20 protein-coding genes and 1 pseudogene are annotated in these 19,634 nt (G+C 35.4%); 3 read left to right on the top strand and 18 right to left on the bottom strand.

Features of this window, described 5'->3' with window-relative positions:
* Positions 1-137: 137 nt before the first annotated feature.
* The 4 genes from NSQ95_RS10825 to rpmG form a co-directional block, all read right to left on the bottom strand.
* Positions 138-2,039 (bottom strand): LTA synthase family protein, encoded by a 1,902-nt coding sequence (locus tag NSQ95_RS10825; RefSeq protein ID WP_340883249.1) that lies wholly within the window; start codon positions 2,037-2,039, stop codon positions 138-140.
* A gap of 218 nt (positions 2,040-2,257) precedes the next feature.
* Complete coding sequence (locus NSQ95_RS10830; protein ID WP_340883248.1) at positions 2,258-2,458, bottom strand: YqgQ family protein; 201 nt, start codon at positions 2,456-2,458, stop codon at positions 2,258-2,260.
* A complete protein-coding gene (locus tag NSQ95_RS10835; RefSeq protein ID WP_340883247.1) occupies positions 2,455-3,045 on the bottom strand; it encodes a 5-formyltetrahydrofolate cyclo-ligase in 591 nt (196 codons plus the stop codon). Before NSQ95_RS10835 ends, NSQ95_RS10830 begins: the two co-directional genes overlap by 4 nt.
* Before the next feature lie 69 nt (positions 3,046-3,114).
* Complete coding sequence (gene rpmG, locus NSQ95_RS10840; protein WP_053588882.1) at positions 3,115-3,264, bottom strand: 50S ribosomal protein L33; 150 nt, start codon at positions 3,262-3,264, stop codon at positions 3,115-3,117.
* A gap of 177 nt (positions 3,265-3,441) precedes the next feature.
* Here rpmG and NSQ95_RS10845 point away from each other — a divergent pair, with 177 nt between their 5' ends.
* Together NSQ95_RS10845 and NSQ95_RS10850 are read left to right on the top strand one after the other, a co-directional pair.
* Complete coding sequence (locus NSQ95_RS10845) at positions 3,442-3,798, top strand: hypothetical protein (protein WP_340883246.1); 357 nt, start codon at positions 3,442-3,444, stop codon at positions 3,796-3,798.
* Positions 3,795-4,262 carry a hypothetical protein gene (locus tag NSQ95_RS10850; protein ID WP_340883245.1) on the top strand — a complete coding sequence of 156 codons (468 nt, stop codon included), beginning with the start codon at positions 3,795-3,797 and terminating at the stop codon, positions 4,260-4,262. The genes NSQ95_RS10845 and NSQ95_RS10850 overlap by 4 nt, the downstream gene beginning before the upstream one ends.
* Before the next feature lie 109 nt (positions 4,263-4,371).
* Here NSQ95_RS10850 and phoU read toward each other — a convergent pair whose 3' ends face one another.
* The 5 genes from phoU to NSQ95_RS10875 all read right to left on the bottom strand — a co-directional run bounded on the left by phoU (position 4,372) and on the right by NSQ95_RS10875 (position 8,734).
* Entirely contained in the window at positions 4,372-5,031 is a 660-nt protein-coding gene (gene phoU, locus NSQ95_RS10855) for a phosphate signaling complex protein PhoU (protein ID WP_340883244.1), read from the bottom strand.
* Between the two features lie 18 nt (positions 5,032-5,049).
* Complete coding sequence (gene pstB / locus NSQ95_RS10860; RefSeq protein ID WP_340883243.1) at positions 5,050-5,850, bottom strand: phosphate ABC transporter ATP-binding protein PstB; 801 nt, start codon at positions 5,848-5,850, stop codon at positions 5,050-5,052.
* A 12-nt stretch (positions 5,851-5,862) separates the two neighbouring features.
* Positions 5,863-6,741 carry a phosphate ABC transporter permease PstA gene (pstA, locus tag NSQ95_RS10865; RefSeq protein WP_340883242.1) on the bottom strand — a complete coding sequence of 293 codons (879 nt, stop codon included), beginning with the start codon at positions 6,739-6,741 and terminating at the stop codon, positions 5,863-5,865.
* Positions 6,742-7,683: a phosphate ABC transporter permease subunit PstC gene (gene pstC, locus NSQ95_RS10870; RefSeq protein WP_340883241.1), complete on the bottom strand. Its 942-nt coding sequence runs from the start codon at positions 7,681-7,683 to the stop codon at positions 6,742-6,744.
* 76 nt (positions 7,684-7,759) lie between these two features.
* The gene (locus NSQ95_RS10875) at positions 7,760-8,734 is read right to left on the bottom strand and encodes a PstS family phosphate ABC transporter substrate-binding protein (protein ID WP_340883240.1); all 975 of its coding nucleotides are present in this window, start codon (positions 8,732-8,734) and stop codon (positions 7,760-7,762) included.
* Positions 8,735-8,890: 156 nt separating this feature from the next.
* On the opposite strand from NSQ95_RS10875, the pseudogene NSQ95_RS10880 reads away from it, so the two are divergent.
* Positions 8,891-9,900: pseudogene (locus NSQ95_RS10880) on the top strand (IS1595 family transposase).
* 102 nt (positions 9,901-10,002) lie between these two features.
* Here NSQ95_RS10880 and NSQ95_RS10885 read toward each other — a convergent pair.
* The 9 genes from NSQ95_RS10885 to NSQ95_RS10925 all read right to left on the bottom strand — a co-directional run bounded on the left by NSQ95_RS10885 (position 10,003) and on the right by NSQ95_RS10925 (position 19,527).
* Entirely contained in the window at positions 10,003-10,617 is a 615-nt protein-coding gene (locus NSQ95_RS10885) for a class I SAM-dependent methyltransferase (protein WP_340883239.1), read from the bottom strand.
* 324 nt (positions 10,618-10,941) lie between these two features.
* Positions 10,942-11,142 carry a hypothetical protein gene (locus NSQ95_RS10890; protein ID WP_340883238.1) on the bottom strand — a complete coding sequence of 67 codons (201 nt, stop codon included), beginning with the start codon at positions 11,140-11,142 and terminating at the stop codon, positions 10,942-10,944.
* A 15-nt stretch (positions 11,143-11,157) separates the two neighbouring features.
* A complete protein-coding gene (locus NSQ95_RS10895; protein ID WP_340883237.1) occupies positions 11,158-11,649 on the bottom strand; it encodes a peptide ABC transporter substrate-binding protein in 492 nt (163 codons plus the stop codon).
* Positions 11,650-12,194: 545 nt separating this feature from the next.
* Entirely contained in the window at positions 12,195-12,962 is a 768-nt protein-coding gene (locus NSQ95_RS10900) for a type II CAAX endopeptidase family protein (protein ID WP_340885946.1), read from the bottom strand.
* Positions 12,963-13,083: 121 nt separating this feature from the next.
* A complete protein-coding gene (locus tag NSQ95_RS10905; RefSeq protein WP_340883236.1) occupies positions 13,084-13,893 on the bottom strand; it encodes a MerR family transcriptional regulator in 810 nt (269 codons plus the stop codon).
* Between the two features lie 337 nt (positions 13,894-14,230).
* Entirely contained in the window at positions 14,231-14,440 is a 210-nt protein-coding gene (locus tag NSQ95_RS10910; protein ID WP_340883235.1) for a hypothetical protein, read from the bottom strand.
* A 236-nt stretch (positions 14,441-14,676) separates the two neighbouring features.
* Positions 14,677-15,936, bottom strand: a complete 1,260-nt coding sequence (gene ltrA, locus NSQ95_RS10915) for a group II intron reverse transcriptase/maturase (protein ID WP_340885825.1) — start codon at positions 15,934-15,936, stop codon at positions 14,677-14,679.
* 625 nt (positions 15,937-16,561) lie between these two features.
* On the bottom strand, positions 16,562-18,802 hold the full coding sequence (locus NSQ95_RS10920) for a penicillin-binding protein 2 (protein WP_340883234.1): 2,241 nt from the start codon (positions 18,800-18,802) through the stop codon (positions 16,562-16,564).
* A gap of 116 nt (positions 18,803-18,918) precedes the next feature.
* Positions 18,919-19,527, bottom strand: coding sequence for a superoxide dismutase (locus NSQ95_RS10925; RefSeq protein ID WP_169358095.1), 609 nt, complete (start codon positions 19,525-19,527; stop codon positions 18,919-18,921).
* Positions 19,528-19,634 lie beyond the last annotated feature (107 nt).

Genomic DNA, 19,634 nt, shown 5'->3' on the forward strand with positions numbered 1-19,634 from the left:
TTAAAATTTTAAAAAGGATATATTAAAATCAAGACTTTTCTGACTGCTTAAGATTTAAATAAAAGATGCTAGTAAATTTTACTAAGTTTGGTTTTCAACTAAAAAAGCACAGACTTTTAGTCTGTGCTTCTAAGAAATTATTCAGCTGAATCCTTCGTTTCATCAATTAAAAGATTACCTGTCTTCAAATCATAGAATCGTAGCAAATCTCCATTGATAATTTTATCGGAATAGCCTAGTGCTTGTGTTGCTCTATCAACATATGGTTGACAGCTTTCCATCTCGACCTCAAGACCTGTTCCATTCTCATAACATGTGTTTGCAGTGTATAAATAATCCTCTGTAACAAAACCACCATTACGGAAAATAACAAATTCCTCATGATCCTCAGAGAAAATATCTGCACCTAATTGCATATCCTTATTCGTCTCTAAGCCTAATAAGTGTAAAATTGTTGGACGCAAGTCAATTTGACCGGAGATATCCGTTACTTCTTTTCCGGCATCACTATTTGGAATATGAACGAACATAGGAACGCTTTGTAACTTAGCAGACTCATAAGGCGTGATTTCTTTTCCTAAATACTTAGACATTGCAGCATTATGATTTTCAGAAATACCATAGTGGTCCCCATACATCACAATAATAGAATTATCATATAATCCTTTTTCTTTTAATTCATCAAAGAACACTTTTAATGATTCATCCATGTAACGAACTGATTGGAAGTATCTATTTAATGTTCCAGAATTAGAATCGTATTCAGGTATTAACATATCTTCTTCATCCAATGTAAATGGATGGTGATTCGTCAAGGTGATTAAACGAGAATAAAAAGGCTCAGGCATTTCTGTCATTAAATCTACAGATTGCTCTAGGAATGGTATATCCTTTAGTCCCCAGTTTACTGAGTTTTCATCATTTACATCATAACTCATTACATCATAAAACTTTTGAATATTAAGCGACTGGTACATCATATCTCGGTTCCAAAAGCTTTTCTTGTTAGAGTGCATGACGTTCGTAAAATAACCTTCATCATTTAAACGTTCAGCCATTGAGTGGTATGTGTTTTCTCCGTGTGTAAAGAATACAGCACCGCCACCTAAAGGATAAAGAGAATTTTCTACAAGAAACTCGGAATCAGACGTTTTCCCTAATCCTGTTTGATGATAGAAATTTGAAAAATAGAATGTGTCTTTATCGTTCGTTAAACTGTTTAAGAATGGTGTTACTTCATGCCCGTTCATTTCGTTATTTAAAACAAACGATTGTAAAGATTCCATAGAAACAACAATTAGGTTTCTGTCTTTAGCTAAGCCAAACATTTCCTCATTAGGATCCGCTTGATTTGAGCGTACATAGTTATTTACTTCGACTAACTCACTTCCATCTGCAAGTGCACGTTGAGCATGGGACTTGGATTGAATATAAATGTCGTATAAATGGTAATTGTATGAGCCAAGATTTTTAACAAGCATTTCTCTGTCAAAACTTCTTGTTAGAAGCTGAGGTCTTTCAATTTCAGAAAGTCCTAAGTTTAAAAATAATATAGCAGCAGAAAGCACAAAATATGCTCTTCTTGTTGCTGGTTTAATACTCGTACCTTTTTCTCTAGTTTTTAACCATTTCATCGCGATTAAAATAATCGCAATGTCGGTGAAATAGAAAATATCAGTAAGGAAGATACTTGCTGCTGCAGAAGAACCTAAATCTCCAAAATTACTTGTTTGAAACAAGACTGGAATGGTTATAAAATCCGTGAAAAAGCGATAAAATACAGCATTTGCATAAAGTACTATGGAAAGTATCACACTAGTAATTACTATATGTCTATTTCTAGCCTTATTGGTTTTATAAAATAAAGAAATTCCATAGATCAGGAGCAAAAAGCTCAATGGGTTAATAAATAAAATAAATTGTTGCATTATATTCTCGATTTTCATATCAAAGCTCGTGTGGTACACAATATACGTTTTTATCCAAGTTGCCACAATTGCAATTACAAGAATAGAATGTTTTGGCCAGTTATTTTTCAATGCCTACATCCTCCTTATTTACTCGTTATGTGAGTAAAGTAACAGTGTATATATTAATCCTTTCTTGACAATAAATCAATATCAATGAAATGGGATATTAATATAAAATTTTACAATCCCTTTTTTATATACCCTTTATTAGACGTTCTCAAACCTGAAAAGTTTCATTTATTTTGTAATATAGCTTTTTAGTCTTACACAAGTTTACTATTTCCTAGTTATAAAGTTTTAATAACTCTACTTTTTTCTTGTCTAAGTATTAATATTGCCTGTTGAAAATCTTGAGGTTGAATCATCTGCATAGCATATAATTCTTTTATTTCTTCTTCCATTATTTCAAGATCTGCCACACGATCCTTCGTGTATACATAAATCCCAAAACGTTTTAATAGCTGCATCACATCATATACAGACTTCAATTACTATCATCCTTTTTTCGATATTCATAACATGGTATGGTTGCACTCTCAGTTATTATGCGGTCAACCGGTAGATCGAACTGTTCTCGTACTACTTCATCATTAACCTGCATATCAAAAGCCAAGGACATTGTTAAGCCAAGGTAAGTAGATAAGAATCGATCATAATATCCACCACCGTACCCGATTCGATAACCTGACTTATTATACACAATACCAGGGACTATTAACAACTCAATTGCATCCGAACTAATAGCCGTCGTCACATTTGGATTTGGCTCCCTTAGATTCATGTAGACCGTTTCAAGCTGATCGTAGCTTTCTATATGATAAAAAGTCATCGTTCGACTTTTGGGAGAACATTTTGGTACAACTACTGTCTTCCCCATATCCCAAAGGGCCTTAATAATTCCCTCTGTATCCACCTCAGGATAAGAAGATATAGTTAGGCCAATCGTTTGGAAATTTAAAGTTAAAATTTCTTGTAAAAAGTTTGTTTTTATTTGCTCGGAATATAATATGTATGAATCATGATCTATTCTAGATAAATTCTCCTGCATATTTTTTCTTATTAATTGTTTGGACATAATTTTACCCCCAATATTAGATTAGCTAAAGAAAAAAACCAAAACCACTAAAGGTTTTGGTTTAGGTTATTATTTAGTTTCTCTATGAAGAGTCATTTTCTTTTCACGAGAGCAATATTTTTTAAGTTCAAGACGTTCTGGATTGTTACGCTTGTTTTTCTTAGAAATATAGTTGCGCTCTCCGCAATCTGTACAAGCTAATGTAATATTAACGCGCATGGTTGTCCCTCCCACTCTTTGCCAGGATTAAATATAAAACTTGAGCATGATTTATACGACTAACCAATTATAGCACACAATTGAAGAAAATCTACAATATTATAGAAGAATTTGTTTAAAGTTTTTTCGGATATGGTAGTATAGATAGAAGATATTTAAATTTTGAGGTGAAAAAAAGTGGACTTATCATTTATTATTATGGTTCTCGGGGTACTTTTAATCGCAATTTCTTTCTTTGTTAAGGACACTTCTAAAAAAGTAGAAGCAGAAGTAGAGGATCTTTCTTTTACCGTCTACCAGGAAACAAGTGCTCTTAAACGGAGAATGAAGGTTATTGAAGAAGAATTACTGATAGAACCTATCCATGCTGCCCCTAAAAAAAATCCAACTGTGGTAAAACCAATTGTACATGAAATAATAAGAAATCAGGTACTGGAATTACATAAGCAAGGATACTCCTTAAAGGAAATTAGCACTCGCTCCTCCCTTTCTGTAGAGGAAGTTAAATCAGTAATAGGTGGTTCCCAGGGATGAAAAAAACATCTATTCTTTTCTTAGGCATTGGCTTATTCCTTGCCGGCACCATGATTCAAATAGATCAACGCTTTTTCCAAGAAGATATAACTTCGACTGGGGTTGTTACGAACCAGGCATATGAGCAATCTCAAAAAGAGCTATCGAGTGTCAAAGAACAGCTTGCCCAACTCCAACTGAATTTGGAAAATGCACAAAAAGAGCAACCAAATGAACCAAATGAAGAAGAGAATAAACAACAAGCATCTTCTCCGACTGTTCAAGGCTTTACTTTATCCATCACTTCTGGCATGACCTCCTCTGATATTAGTTCTTTACTTGAGGAAGCTGGAGTTATTCAAAACCAAATGGATTTACACAATTATATAGTAGATCAAAATTTGGCAGGACGAATCCAAATAGGGAATTATGAAGTGGACTCTTCCATGACTATCAAACAAATTACTGAGTTAATCACTAACTAAACATGAGAGTATATACACCTAGAAAAGCTCCTTCAATTTTACCATTCGGTAAGATTGAAGGAGCTTTTTCACTTCATAAAATATAAGTCTCTGCTAGATTACGTATGCTTTAATTGTTTAACTCGTAATGTCTTCCTTTTAGTAAATATAAAAGGCGTTCCGCCATGTTAGTGGCATGATCAGCAGACCGTTCGAGATATCGACAGACAAAGGATAGTTGTGTTACCTGACTCAATTGAGAGGGATCACTTACCCCTACCCCTAATAGAGTTTTAATCGTGTAGCCATACATTTCATCGACCTCATCGTCCAGTTTAGCGATTGCTTTAGCTTCTTCCATATCTTCTTTAATAAACGCTGTTAACGTTTGTTTTAACATAGCAATTGTTTTTACTCGCATTTCATCTAATAAGTAAATGGGTGCAATATGTTCGTCCTTACCTATACGAATAGTTTCTTTTGCGATATTTACCGCATAATCCCCTATACGTTCCATATCTGCAGCAATCTTCACTAACACCATTAACCGTCTTAAATCCGTTGCTACAGGCTGTTGTTTTGCAATTAGTAAAATAACCCGATCATTAATTTCCTCTTCCATTCGGTTAATATGAACATCATTATTAATAATGGTTAATGCACCTTCAATATCATTTGCCAATAAATAATCCATTGCATGGTCAATCGTTTGTATGGAGGTATTACTCATTTCAACCAATAACTGCTGTACTTGTTTAAGCTCTTCATTAAATTTTTCTCTTCCTACCATAATGTTTTTCCCCTTTCGTTATCCAAAGCGGCCCGAAATATAATCCTCTGTGCGTATATCCTCCGGAGTTGAAAAAATAACATTTGTTTGATCAAATTCAATTATTTCGCCATTTAAGAAAAATGCAGTTTTATCTGAAATCCTTGCTGCCTGCTGCATATTGTGTGTAACAATTATAATGGAATAATCCTTCTTTAACTCGGCCATTAATTCCTCTACTTTTAAAGTAGAAATTGGATCAAGCGCTGAAGTCGGTTCATCCATCAGAATTACGTCAGGTTCAATTGCCAGACAACGTGCTATACAAATCCTTTGCTGTTGCCCACCAGAAAGGCTATAGGCATTTGCATTTAAACGATCTTTTACCTCATCCCAAATAGCTGCTCCGCGTAGGCTATTCTCCACAATTTCATCTAGTATTTTCTTATTACTAATCCCATGTATCCTAGGACCATACGCTATATTGTCATATATCGATTTTGGAAAAGGGTTTGGTTTCTGAAACACCATACCTACCTTTGTTCTTAGTTCCTCTACGGTGTAGTCTGCTTTAAAAATACTTCTATTACGATAAGTTATTTCTCCGGAAATTTTTACTGATGAGACTAATTCTACCATTCTGTTTAAAGTTTTGATATATGTAGATTTACCACAGCCTGATGGACCAATGATTGCGGTGACTTCGTTTTCATTTATTTGCAAATTTATATTTTTTAAAGCATGGTGTGCACCGTACCATAAATTTAAATCCTTTGTATCGTATACGATGTTAGTTGATGTGGAATCTTGGGCAGTTCTTTTCTGTTTAGCATAGACCATTGATGGGTCCTCCTAGTATCGTTTTTGGAATTTGTTACGGATTAAAACCGCTATTGCATTCATAAACAACAAGAAAATCATCAAAATTAAAATTCCCGCAGCTGCAACATATTGAAAATCCACTTGTGGTCTTTTTGCCCAATCGTAAATTTGCATAGGAAGAGCTGTAAATTGGCTTAACGGTCCATCGGGGAGAAAATGTATAATAACTGGTACACCTATAACAACTAACGGAGCAGTTTCTCCGACAGCTCGAGATAATGCTAAAATTGCGCCAGTCAACACTCCGGGAATAGCTGAAGGAAGCACGATTTTAATAATCGTTTGCCATTTGGTTGCTCCCATTCCATAAGAAGCTTCCCGAACCTCTGATGGAACAGAGCGTATAGCTTCTTGAGATGCCACAATAATTACCGGTAAGATTAACAAGCTCATAGTAAAGCCTGCTGCTAGTACACTATTCCCTAATGCCAATGCACGCACAAAAATAGTTAATCCTAATAATCCAAAAACTACTGAGGGAACTCCTGCTAGATTAGATATATTCATCCTTATAAAATCATTCCATCTATTTTTCTTTGCATATTCCTCTAAATATATTGCTGTTCCAACTCCTAATATTAAGGAAACTGGAGCGACAACTCCCATTAACCAAATAGATCCCACCAATGCAGCTTTAATACCTGCTTTTTCTGGAAATCTGGACCCATAGTTTTGAAAAAATTCAGGTGTAATGTAATCTGCACCTTGCGAGATAATTCGGTAGAATAAAATACCCAAAGCTAATAAAGCAAATAAAGTAGTTAATAAAAAAATAAATTTAAATACCATATTTATCGTCAGCCTACTAGTCATCCTTTTCACAACCGTCTCATGTTCTACGTATCTCATTTAATATTCCTCCCGAAATCTTTTCGATATAACATGAGCAAGATAGTTCATGAACAACGTAAATAAGAATAATGTAAAACCTACTGCATAGATCGAATAGTAGATGGTGGTTCCATAACCGACATCACCAGAAGACACTTGAACAATGTAGGCCGTCATTGTTTGAATTGATTCTGTAAGATCCCAGTCAAACTTTGGTGTTGAGCCCCCAGCCAAAGAAACGATCATTGTTTCGCCGATTGCTCTAGACATGGCAAGCACAATAGAAGCGATAACTCCCGAAACTGCTGCAGGCAAGACGATCTTTATAGCTACTTCTAATTTCGTTGAGCCAATTGCTATTGCACCTTCTCTAATGGAGTTTGGTACGGATGACATGGCATCCTCCGACAATGAAACAATCATTGGTAAAATCATTATGCCAACGACGATTCCTGGACTCAAGGCATTAAATATTTTTAAATCAGGTATGATCTGCTGCAATAGAGGGGTAACAAAGGTTAATGCAAAAAAACCGTACACAATAGTAGGAATGCCCGCTAATACTTCTAAAATAGGCTTAATAATTCTTCTTGTTTTATCACTTGCATATTCACTTAAATAAATTGCTGAACAAATACCAAATGGGACTGCAACAATCCCAGCTATAAAAGCCACCTTCAATGTTCCTACTATTAATGGCAGAATCCCAAACAGCTGCTCTGTATTTGCAAATGGATACCATTCAGTTCCAAATAAGAATTCTGTAAACGAAATACGTGAAAAGAAAATAATTGTTTCCACTACTAACGTTATTATTATTCCAAAAGTGGTAAGGACAGAGACTGATGCAATAAGCATGAGGATATATGGAATAATCTTTTCAAATTTTTTAGAGTTACCTGCGCGAGATTTTACGATTAGTTCTTGAATGGAAATGCTCTCGGTTAGTCTTTTTACCACAGTAAATCCCCCTTTTTCCAACGAAAGAAATGAGCAGCAGCAAGCTACTCATAAATCTTCCCCATATAAATCTCTATTACTTAAGTGCCTCTAAGTCTGCAAGCCCTTTATTATAGTTTTCTTCAGGTAAACTCACATATCCAACCGCTTCTGCCATATCACCGGCATGTTCAATGGTAAATTTCATGAAATCATAGAAAGCTGGATTTTCTTTAATGGCACGATTGTTAGCGTAAACGAATAAGGGACGTGACAACGGCGAATAATCTCCAGATTCGATTGTTTCGTTTGTAGGTTCAACACCATTTACTTTAACTACCTTTAAAGTCTCTTGGTTAGCTAGATAGTATGCATACCCAAAGAAACCAATCGCATTTTTGTCACCTTGTACTCCCTGCACAAGAACATTGTCATCTTCGGATAACGTTGCACTTTTAACCAAATCCGCTTCATCTAATATTACTTCATCAAAGTAGTCATAAGTTCCAGAATCCGTGCCTGGGGAGTAGTATACAATCTCTTCCTCTGGCCACTCTGGGTTAATATCTGACCATTTTTTCTTTGTCCCATCTTCTATCCACATCTTTTGTAATTCTTCTATAGTTAAAGAATCTACCCAATCATTTTCTTTATTTACTACTAGTGATAATCCGTCGTAAGCAATTTGAAATTCTGAGAAGTCAATATTTGCTTCTGCCAGCTTTTGCTTTTCTTCTTCTTTAATAGGACGTGACGCATTAGAAAAATCAGTATCTCCAGCTATAAACTTTTCAAAGCCTCCACCTGTTCCTGACACTCCTACTGTAACCTGGACTTCAGACTGTTCAGCTGCATACTCCTCTACCACTGCTTCTAAGATAGGCGCCACCGTGCTTGAGCCATCTCCAGAAACTTTCCCTTCCAAGACACCTTCTGCTTGGGGTTCATCCGCTTCTGATGAGCTAATATCGGATTCTGTCTCTGCTCCTTCTGTAGAATCTGATCCGCAGGCTCCCAGAACAAATGTCAATCCTGCCATAGTTGTTAATAAAAAGTATTTCCAGCTTTTCATCAGGTATTTCCCCCTAAAGTATATTTTCTGTCTTACAAGACTTACTTTAAAGTTTGTATATTGAGTGGGTATAAAGGAGATGTAAATAGTTTGTAAATTCAAATATTATAATTTTTACATTTCCTGACTTTAAAGATTACAAAAAGGGCAATTCAAATGACTTTAACGAACATAATAGCTAATATTTCTTCTTTAAATGATAAAGACAAAGAATACACTTCAGATTATCTAACTCGCCATTTTTCGCCGTCTACCTCACAACAAGGAGCTTTAATCGGTAAATTGTGAGAGAGAAAGATTTCAAATGGATTTCATTGTCGGCATTGTGGAAGTACATCCGTGGTTCGTTACGGGAAGCGAGACGGTCGGCAACGTTATAATTGAAAAGACTGTCATAAATTAAGCAGTGATTTGACTAACTCCCCTATGTATCGTTCGAAAAAGGCAGATAAATGGATCCCATTTATTGAGTGTATGTTGAATGGTCTATCACTTCGGGAAACCGCTAAAAATATTGGCAGTACTCAAGTAACTGCATTTTACTGGAGGCATAAAGTGCTCTCTGCACTCGCAAAAGAAAGTATCGGTATATTTGAAGGACTAGTAGAAGTAGATAAAACATACTTCTTAGAAAGCCATAAAGGACGAAGAGTTATTCCGAATCGCAAACCAAGAAAACGTGGCGGTCCTGCTTCCAAAAGAGGTATTTCCAAGGAACAAGTCTGTGTATTCGTAACAAAACAACTCTCTCAAAACGTGTGGGTTCAGGTAGAATTCTAATGGAACAAATTGATAACACTCTTACATCGCATTTTAAGAATGATACGGTGCTTATTTCCTATGCTCACAATTCTTACAAACCTTACACATCTACTAACGATATGGAGCACATCATCATAAACGGAAGTAAGAAAGAATATGTAAAGAAAGGCATCTACCACCTCAATAATATTAATAATTACCATTACAGTTTAAAGAAATGGATAAGTCGGTTTAATGGTTTTTCTACGAGGTATTTACAACTTTATTTAGTGTGATTCCAATTCCTCGACAACAGGAAAATGGAAAGCGATTTAAGCAAGAAAAAGCAAATGCTTATCTTGGCAAGTGTTCATGGAACATGGGAAACCGCAGATAAGTTAAGGTTGAGAGACTATGCATTCTAAAAAAATGTGCACATAAAAATAAGCTTGGAAATGTATCTCCAAGCTCACTGTATCCCACTTTCGATTTTTCACTACAGTTAACTGTTAGTTCAATAAGAACAATTAATGAATTTTAGAAATTACTATTTTTCTATACATTCCATTCATCATAATTGGTATATCCTCTTCTACTTTTATACTTTTTTCAGGGATTAATTCTTCAAAACTCCGACCAATATCAGTTCCTAATACTTCTATAATAGGTCTTAAAAGAACTTTTGTTAACGAAAGCTTTTTATTTTTAGGAGCAAATTTATCGAAAATAATTATTTTTCCTTCATATTTTAAAACTCTTGTAATTTCTTGAAAACATTTATTAGCATCAGGTACAACTGAAAGGATTAGACTTGCTACTACATAGTCAAAGGACTTGTTTTCAAAATCCATATTTTGAGCATCCATTTCCAAAAACTTTATCGTAGATCCCTTGAACTTTGTTTTTGCCTTTCCAAGCATGTCAGGTGAATAATCAATTGCAGTTATATCTAAGTCTGAGTAATTTACTAACTCTAAATCAGCACCTGTCCCTACTCCAACAAACAAGATTTTTTGTTTGTTATCAAATGTTATTGATTGGAATATTTGTTTTCGAGCATTTAAAAAGATCCCCGAATTAAAAAACTTATCGTAAATTGGAGAACCAACCTTATATATAAATTTATTCCAAGGATTATTCAAACTGCTACACTCCCAAATCAACTCAAATTATAGCTATCCTATTATGTGTAGATTCCTTCACAATATTATTCTTATTTTAACATAAATATCCAGTTAAGTTGAAACTAATTTATTCAGATGTAGGGTAGGAATCATCATACGATTTTACGAAAAATCAATCTTTTTCTTTAACATAGCCTTTTTAAATGGGTTTACATCATTGTTCAATATTCTTTGGTTTTTTATAACTGTGTACAAATAGAAAAAGGCCACACCATGAGGTGTGACCCATTATTTCTACACATATATTTGTTTATTAGAGACTTTATTGGAGGCGCTATTTTGCTAGGATTCCCGTTTTTTTAATAACTTTTTTGTTATGAATGCCCCGGCGACCCCTATGGCTCCACCTATAAGACTGGCTATAATTATAAAAAGAATTTCGCCCCAATCAACCTCGTTGTTATTCCATAGACCTTTTGCAATTACTAGGATTATTATTAAACCCATAAATAATGATAAAGCTTTAATCTGTCTTGCAATCATTATTACACCCCTGTTTTAACTAATCGAAATTATTTCTACGTCTTTGGGTCGCCATCCATTGTCTTTATAATGAACTTTACCTTCTACACCGATTGCACCTTTAGCTGAACGGTACTTAGAACCTATGAAGGGTATTTGATTGTTGGACTTAAAATCAATTAATTCTACTTTGAGAAGTACGCCGTCCAAAACCATCGTATCTGAATTAAACAAGCCCTTTTCTTCTAATTGCTCAAAAGTTGCGTCCATTACTTCGACGTTATATTTATCCTTAATGTATTTTACGATTTCTTCTTTGTCACTATCATCTACATCCTTGAAATTACTCATATCAATAGCTATAAATTTCATATGGTCATTCAATGAATTATCCTGTTCCATTATTGAGTCCAATGTAACACTATATATTTCTCCTAGATGTTCCTTCGGCTCAACTGCATTATTACAAGCAGAAAGCAATAGCGATAGGATAACAATCATACCAAAACCAAAATATTTAAGATTCAAGTTAACACCCCCTTTTACCGTATAGACGATAGTAATTATAGTTCCGTTTCAAATAAATTTATTCCTCATTTCATAAATTCCTTATTTATTACAAAGTTCTTGCTCGCTTTGCGGTTTCTTTTCTGTGTGTCGCATAAATATCGTTTTGTAATCTGTGCCACTTCCTGCGGTAACTCTTATCATCGACGATGATCCTTCGTGTATTGTCGTAAGGGCTATACCGCGACGTGACAACGAGATTCCCCTTTTAGTAGATAGTCTCTTAGAAAAAATACACAAAAAAATGAGCTAGGATATTTTCTCCTGCCTCATTTTACTTTGATATTACTTTTCACTAAAGCTACCCGTTAGTTGAATAAGCACCACTAAAAACTTAATTTACTTTATATGTTTTAATTTTTCTATTCAAACTTAACATACTTACTATATGATACAGTTCACTGAAACTGAAACTGTTTGAAGGGACCGCATAAGACGCTAATCATTAGAGTCACATAAACCAAATCTTTGTCCAGTTTTTTGCACAAACCAGATTCTCCATTCAATTACCTGTATAAGCACTTTTTATAATTAACTAAGCTAAAAACTACAGCCACTATTGAATATAATACAGAGGTAACTGTAAGAATATTAAGTACGTTTCCAACTTGAATGCCCATAAAATAATTGAAAAGTTGGTGGATCATAATAGGAATAATGAGATTATGATTCAAGTTATAAATTGCAGTTATGATGATTGATATAGCAACAATGGCACCCAAGAAACAAATGATATATTGCACCAATTGTAACCCAGAGTATCCTGACATAAGCCATAACGGTGTATGCCAGAAACCCCAAACCAATCCAACGATAATGGCTGATTTTAATGGACTGAATCTTTTTTGCAATTCATTTAATACAAATCCCCTCCACCCTAATTCTTCCCCGAGTGGTCCTAAGATTAAATTGTAGCCAAATACGATAAGAAGTGAAGTCCACGAAGGAGTTAATTGTTCATGTATGGGCAAACCCCACACTTTGTTTGTCATTAAAAGACTACCAATCAAAACCAAAAATTGAATAAGGACGACACACAATACCGTTGATATTCTGATTCTTTCCCTAAATTGGCTTTTTATAAAGTTCCATAGATTCCCTTGAGGGTATATTTTACAGAACATTGTTACGAAGACAAATGTAGCCGTCCATGATGATAGCACTATTAATATATCTACAATGGGCTGAGACTTTAATAGAAACATTGTCAGCCCTATGACAATAAGAAAAACAAAGAACATGACATAGGTCCATAAAATATACTTTTTTAACATTCCACTCAAACCAAACACCCTCCTATATATAAAAAACCAATAGAACAGTTTGAACATGTTCCATTGGTTATAAAGATAAACTATGGTGTTACCCCCAGGTCAATATCAATAAAAAGTATTTTTACTCTTCTTCAACAGGAATATATATTTCTAAGAAGGCTCGTTCTTTGGTATCAAGATATGTAATAAGACGAGTATTAACAAAAGCAACACCTTTTGGTTTAAGTCCTTGTTCGTTTCCCCATTCTAAAGTAGATTCAAATACTTTATCTTTAATATCATTATTTCCATTTTGATACCTGCCATCCTCAACGATTGTATAGATACATTTAGAATATTGTAAATAACATCCGCTTTTTTCCTTATGTATCGTTTCATGCTTTTCAACAATATACATCCTAGAATCTAGAAACCCGTTTTTATCAAAAGTAAATTTCCTCATGATTTTGCTAAGAATATCATCCTTCATCATATCCATATTTTCCAATATGGTAGGATATTCCAGAAAGGAATAAAAGTCAGAAAACTCATTGATTACTTCATAGATTGGGAATTTCCTTATGGAGTATTGGTTTAAATGTTCTTTTAATTCCTCACAGAATGCTTTTGTTTCTTTTATTTTTTGAAGCATGAATTTATTATTTCGTATGGTTTCTTCTAATTGTTCGGCTTTTACTTCTAATAAAATTTCCAGTTCTTCTATTGCTCTTCCTTCCTGTAGATTTCTAACTTCTTTCATAGATAAGTTTCTCTTTATATAAAAATCTGCAACCAATAATGTATAAATATCATAATCATTATATTGACGATAATTATTTGATTCATCATGGTTCGGTTTTACAATTCCTTGTTTCTCGTAATACCTTAGTGCATCTCTTGATACACCTAGAATTTCAAATAATTGACTTGTTCTATATGTTTTCCTTTCCATTTCATATTGACCTCCTAAAGATATACTATTCATAGAGTAATTATAAAAATTTTACTACATAATCACGGATTTTATTAATATGATCAAATATATCTTAACAAACTACATAATTATAAAGATATCCAACTAAGGATTATCTACCCAATTAATACTAAGAGAGGATTATTTTAATCAATCTTTATTTATATAATCGAACCTTGTGTTAAACGAACAATCTTTTTACAAAACTACAATTAGGTTCTCTTTTTGTATTCTTATTCAACTAACCTGCGGCGTTGGTTCAATAAGAAATAGGCTTTACTCCTTCTTGAAGTAAAGCACCTCGTTAATAAAATAATCAAAGCAAATTTGATATCCTTAATAAGCCATATAGCATTAGTAGAAGTCCTAAATAAAACAAAGCTGTTAATCCTGTAAAAGGGTCTAAAACAAAATCAAAAAACTCACTCCACTTTTCCTTAGTAGAATCAGCTTTCTTTATACTGGGTATGAACATAAACAACGAAATAACTATACAAATAACTCCTGCAAAGGATAAAACACCCATCAGTAAACCACCTTATTTATGTTTTTATATCTTTACATTTGGAACTCAATCCAATAAAGTTACCAATCGCTTCTTCAACTAAACTGCGGCGTTAGTTTAAGTGTAACACTTCACAAATAAATCTCCTCAAGAAAAAATCAATCCTACCCTTTAACACAGCCAATCGAGTAGGAGGGAGTGATTAACTCCCGACCTCTCACACCACCGTACGTACGGTTCCGTATACGGCGGTTCAATTAAGATGAATGACGCAAAGTTTCGTAACGAACGTGCAGACTTTTCAGCCCTTGGCTTTCCCAAAAGGAATTGCCAAGGGTTCTGTGTAATATGGGGCTTTTAGAAATGCGCCAGTACCCTTTACGGGTATTTCCCCACTCGTATGCTTTTCCATAAGGAACTTTTAATCGAGTAAGATTTCTGACTCTTGTTCGAGGTTTCTTCCAATCCTTCCAAAGGCACATACGTAATCTTCGTTTAATCCAGCTATCCAATATTTTAAATATGGTAGGTGTATCTGCTAAAGCGAAGTATCCACACCAACCCACTAGATATTGGTTTAACTTTTCAATTCTATATTCCATGGAATATGGCATCTTTCTAGAGGTAATTTCTCGTATTTTCTTCTTCATTCGTTGTAGACTTGTTTTTGCAATACGAACCTTCGGTTCTTTATGAGCAGTAAAGCTAAACGCCAAGAATTTTCGATTCCAAGGGCGGTCCACTGCCGATTTCTTTTCGTTCACTTTCAGTCGAAGTTTTCCTTCAATAAATCGTTGTATACTCGCCATTGTTCGTATCCCTGCCCGTTCACTCTTCACATAGATATTGCAGTCGTCTGCGTACCGAACGAATTTATGTCCACGTTTCTCTAACTCTTTATCAAGTTCGTCTAATACGATGTTTGATAAGAGTGGACTTAGAGGTCCACCTTGCGGGGTTCCTTCTTCTGTACTGGAAACTACTCCATTTATCATGACACCGGATTGGAGATATTTACGGATGAGTTTTAGTAAAGGTTTATCTGAAATTCGTTTCGCTAACGTTGCTATTAGTCGGTCATGATTGACCTTATCAAAGAATTTCTCTAAATCCATATCCACGACCCATCGATAACCCTCTTTTATATAACCCTTTGCTTCTCGAATGGCATCATGGGCACTCCGATTTGGTCGGAATCCATAGCTGTATTCTGAAAATGTTTTATCATATTCCTCAGATAATATCTGCGATATAGCTTGTTGAATCAAACGATCTATCACGGTTGGAATACCTAATAGACGCACACCACCGTCTGGTTTCGGGATTTCGACTCGACGTACTGGCTGCGGTTCATAGGTTCCATTCAAAATCTGCGATTTAATGGTTTCCCAATTTTCGAGGATGTGCTGTCGTAAGGTTTGTACGGGCATCATGTCTACTCCATGGCTTCCTTTATTCGCTTCTACCCGCTTTAACGCTTGTATCATGTTTTTCCGTTCCAGTATCTGATTCAACATCGCCATTTCGTTCCTTTCCGTGAATAACTTATCTTCTTTTGCCCAACTGGACTACACCCTCCGCAAATACCCTCGTGGGATTCACCACTACTTTCTAAGCGTGAGGTTTCTTTGTTTTCTGTGTTCATTCATCCAAGTTGGAAAGCCAAGGGTTATTCTCTCCTAATTGTTCAGTCCTTCCGAATGGTTCTAGACCCATTCGTACTATGACCTCTGCTGACTTCTGATGGTTCAGCCACTCCTCATGGAGTGGGTTATGAAGGGTACTTCACGTTTCCATCAGACCTCCCCGGGTAAGCGCATGCACTTTCACACCATCTATCCGCCTCATTTACTTGGTATGACCTTCGACAGAAAGAGCTTTGTTTTGTTATGCAAACTCACTCAATCATACCTAGCCTTCTATGAGATTCGTGTTCCTCGGACCGGTGATTTGCCTCCAGCTTCCTTCAGATTCCGCGTCACCACGGACACCCTTGCTCTCGGCTAACCTTTACTTCTGTCTTCGGGGTTCGGGACTTGCACCCTATAGTTCATGCGCATGCCGGGCGCACATAAAAAAAGTGAAATTGCACAGTCGCAATTTCACTTTTAATGCGGCAAGAGATTGAACTCTAGCCCTTATTTACTGTTCATCGGTTGTATTTGTTTCTTCACCTTCATCAATTTGGTCATTTGTGAATGCCGGTTTGATAGGAGGTGTTGCCGTAGATTCGTTATTTTCTAACGTACTTTTCTTTTTCTGTATATTAAAGTAAGTATCTACAACCTCACGAGCCATTACACTCGTATAATTTGTTTTATAAGAGGATTCAGTGAATGCATGCGGTACAACAATCGCATAAGCAATCTCAGGGTTATCATAGGGTGCAAATCCTACATGAGTTAAATTAACTGTCCTAACTGATTCTTTCATCGTGTCATCCTTATAATATGACTGGGCCGTTCCTGTTTTACCTGCTGCTGTATAAGGTGCGTTACCAAAAGCTCTAGCACCTGTACCTTGCTTTCCAAAATAAACGCGTTGCATCCCTTTTCGAACATGATTGATCTCTTCCTGCGAATTATCTACCACATTTAAAACGGTCGGTTTAATTTCTTTTACTAACTTCCCTAGAGTGACTCCATCCTCTGATGGTTCACGAATTTCTTTTACGACATGCGGTTTAATACGTTTGCCTCCATTAGCAATAGTCGCAGTATATTGAGCTAACTGTAATGGAGTGTAGGTATCATACTGACCAATACTTAAATCTAGTAATTTACCTGACTCTGTTTTACCGATAACACCAGTAGACTCTCCTGGTAAGTCTATGCCAGTTGGGACACCTAAGCCAAACTGGGCATACCCATTACGCATTTTCAAAAATGCTTCTGCTCCAAAATTGACCGGCTGATTTGGCTGGTATGTTTTGCCAGCCAAGGCATATGCTATTTTAAACATATACACGTTGGATGAGCGTTCTAAAGCTGTTAAATCATTTAAACGAATTCTTGAGCCTCTATTAAATACAGAGCTTTTTGGCGCTGAACCCTTAATACGGATAGGCTCATCTACCATATAATCCCCTATACTAATTGCATTTTCTCTATAAGCGGTTAAAACAGTAGCAGGCTTTACAGTAGATCCAAGCTCATAGCCAGTTTTAAATGCTCCATAGGCATAGTCTTGTACAGCCCATTTACCATTCTCTTTTACTAGTCTTTTTCCTACTAACGATAAGACATCTCCCGTATATGGATCTAATATAACTAAGAATGCACTGTTTAAATAATCTGTTCCTGCATTATTGTTTTTCATTTGAAGAAGTTGTCTTTCAATAATTCCTTCCATTTCTAGCTGAACCTGACTATCGATTGTCAATACGAGCTCATTTCCTGGTTTCCCATCATAAATGGTACTTACATCAATCACTCGACCTTTACCGTCTGTTATATTTTTTACTACCGTTTTTTGTCCTTGTAGTATTTCTTCATATTGTTGTTCAATATAAGAAGTACCTACTCGATCATTACGAGTGTAGTCTCTAGATAAGAAATAATTTAGTCGCTCATTTGGAAGTCCTTTTTTCGGAGAGGATACGCTTCCTAATACTGCTAAGGTTGAGTTTTTCACACGTCTCCAGTCAGTTGTCGTGTTTACCCCGACCATATCTGGATCTCCCAGTCTCTCGGAAACTCTAGCAAATTCCTCAGCTGTGACCTCTTTTATGTCTCCTTCTTCCTTGTTCATTTCATCACCTTTAATAATTTGTGGTGATAAGGCATAGCCTGCAGCCATCTCTCTGTAGATCGCAATAATTTCCTCTTCCTCGGGGGTAAAGGAATTGAGCTGTTCTTCAGTAAGCTTACTTCTTTGTAAACGGTCGATTGCTCTGTTCTTTTCGCTCGTCGTTAATTCTTCGTTAGATTCGATTTTATTACGTTCTTTATCTGTCACGAGGTTCTTAGCTTCTTCAGCATTCTCTCTTAACCAATAGTCTTGACGATCACTTTTTGTAATATTGTCTGTATCCTTTTCAATTAACTTACTCAATTTCTTTGCAGTTTCTAACATATCCTCGGATTTCGTAGTCTGCATTTTTGTATAAGTTATAACCTTTTGTGGTTTATTGTCGACTAGTATACGTCCTTCACTATCATATAATCGTCCTCTTGGAACGCTAGTGTTTACAGATGTCTCCTCCGTACTCTCCAGTTTTTTGACATACTCTTCCCCTTTTACAATTTGAAGGTATCCTAGTCTCAGGATTAAAAGGGTGAACAAAAGAAATATGGAAAAGAAAAGAATGTTCATACGAAAAGTAATGTTTTTCCTTTGTTTTGCTTTTATACTTTGTGCACGTTTTTTTGAAATTTTTCGCATGATCTCACCTACTTGTTAAATAATTTTCTTTACTTACAGTGTAACATAAAAAACACACACTTTTAGACGAAAAAGTGTGTGCTAAGTTTCTTTTTATTGACTTTTTATAATAATAATTATTTTGCTGAAGCGTAACGTTTTGAAACTTCATCCCAGTTTACAACATTCCAGAAAGAAGAAATGTAATCAGGGCGACGGTTTTGGTAATTTAAGTAGTAAGCATGCTCCCAAACGTCTAATCCTAGTAATGGAGTTTTACCTTCCATGATAGGTGAATCTTGGTTTGCAGTCGAAGAAATTTCTAACTCTCCGTTTGATACAGATAACCAAGCCCAGCCAGAACCAAAACGAGTTGTTGCTGCTTTAGCAAACTCTTCTTTGAAAGCATCAAAGCTACCGAATTTTGCATCGATTGCTTGAGCTAAATCTCCAGTTGGAGTACCACCACCATTTGGTGATAATAGTTGCCAGAATAATGAGTGGTTAGCGTGCCCACCACCATTGTTACGAACTGCTGTTTTAATGTCTTCTGGAAGAGCGTCGATATTAGCAATTAGTTCTTCTACTGATTTGTTTTCTAAATCAGCTTTACCAGCTACCGCATTGTTTAAGTTTGTTACATAAGTATTGTGGTGTTTCGTGTGATGAATGTTCATCGTTTCCTTGTCGATATGTGGTTCAAGTGCATCGTAAGCGTAAGGTAATTGTGGTAATTCGTATGCCATTATAGTTTCCTCCTAAAGAATAATATAGTAATTTTCTGCCCATTTATTAGCGTATCAAAATTTGATCAAACGTTCAATTAAAATAGCCTATTATTGTTCTCCTACTT

The organism is Psychrobacillus sp. FSL W7-1457 (assembly GCF_038593405.1).
Classification (GTDB): domain Bacteria; phylum Bacillota; class Bacilli; order Bacillales_A; family Planococcaceae; genus Psychrobacillus.

Coding starts and splice junctions, on each gene's coding strand:
- NSQ95_RS10835 (WP_340883247.1), bottom strand. CDS start 3,045: ATGTCCAAACAATTAATAAGAAAAAATATGCAGGAGAATTTATCTAGA.
- rpmG (WP_053588882.1), bottom strand. CDS start 3,264: ATGCGCGTTAATATTACATTAGCTTGTACAGATTGCGGAGAGCGCAAC.
- NSQ95_RS10850 (WP_340883245.1), top strand. CDS start 3,795: ATGAAAAAAACATCTATTCTTTTCTTAGGCATTGGCTTATTCCTTGCC.
- phoU (WP_340883244.1), bottom strand. CDS start 5,031: ATGGTAGGAAGAGAAAAATTTAATGAAGAGCTTAAACAAGTACAGCAG.
- pstB (WP_340883243.1), bottom strand. CDS start 5,850: ATGGTCTATGCTAAACAGAAAAGAACTGCCCAAGATTCCACATCAACT.
- pstA (WP_340883242.1), bottom strand. CDS start 6,741: ATGAGATACGTAGAACATGAGACGGTTGTGAAAAGGATGACTAGTAGG.
- NSQ95_RS10875 (WP_340883240.1), bottom strand. CDS start 8,734: ATGAAAAGCTGGAAATACTTTTTATTAACAACTATGGCAGGATTGACA.
- NSQ95_RS10890 (WP_340883238.1), bottom strand. CDS start 11,142: ATGATTGCAAGACAGATTAAAGCTTTATCATTATTTATGGGTTTAATA.
- NSQ95_RS10900 (WP_340885946.1), bottom strand. CDS start 12,962: ATGTTAAAAAAGTATATTTTATGGACCTATGTCATGTTCTTTGTTTTT.
- NSQ95_RS10905 (WP_340883236.1), bottom strand. CDS start 13,893: ATGGAAAGGAAAACATATAGAACAAGTCAATTATTTGAAATTCTAGGT.
- NSQ95_RS10910 (WP_340883235.1), bottom strand. CDS start 14,440: ATGGGTGTTTTATCCTTTGCAGGAGTTATTTGTATAGTTATTTCGTTG.
- ltrA (WP_340885825.1), bottom strand. CDS start 15,936: ATGTTGAATCAGATACTGGAACGGAAAAACATGATACAAGCGTTAAAG.
- NSQ95_RS10920 (WP_340883234.1), bottom strand. CDS start 18,802: ATGCGAAAAATTTCAAAAAAACGTGCACAAAGTATAAAAGCAAAACAA.
- NSQ95_RS10925 (WP_169358095.1), bottom strand. CDS start 19,527: ATGGCATACGAATTACCACAATTACCTTACGCTTACGATGCACTTGAA.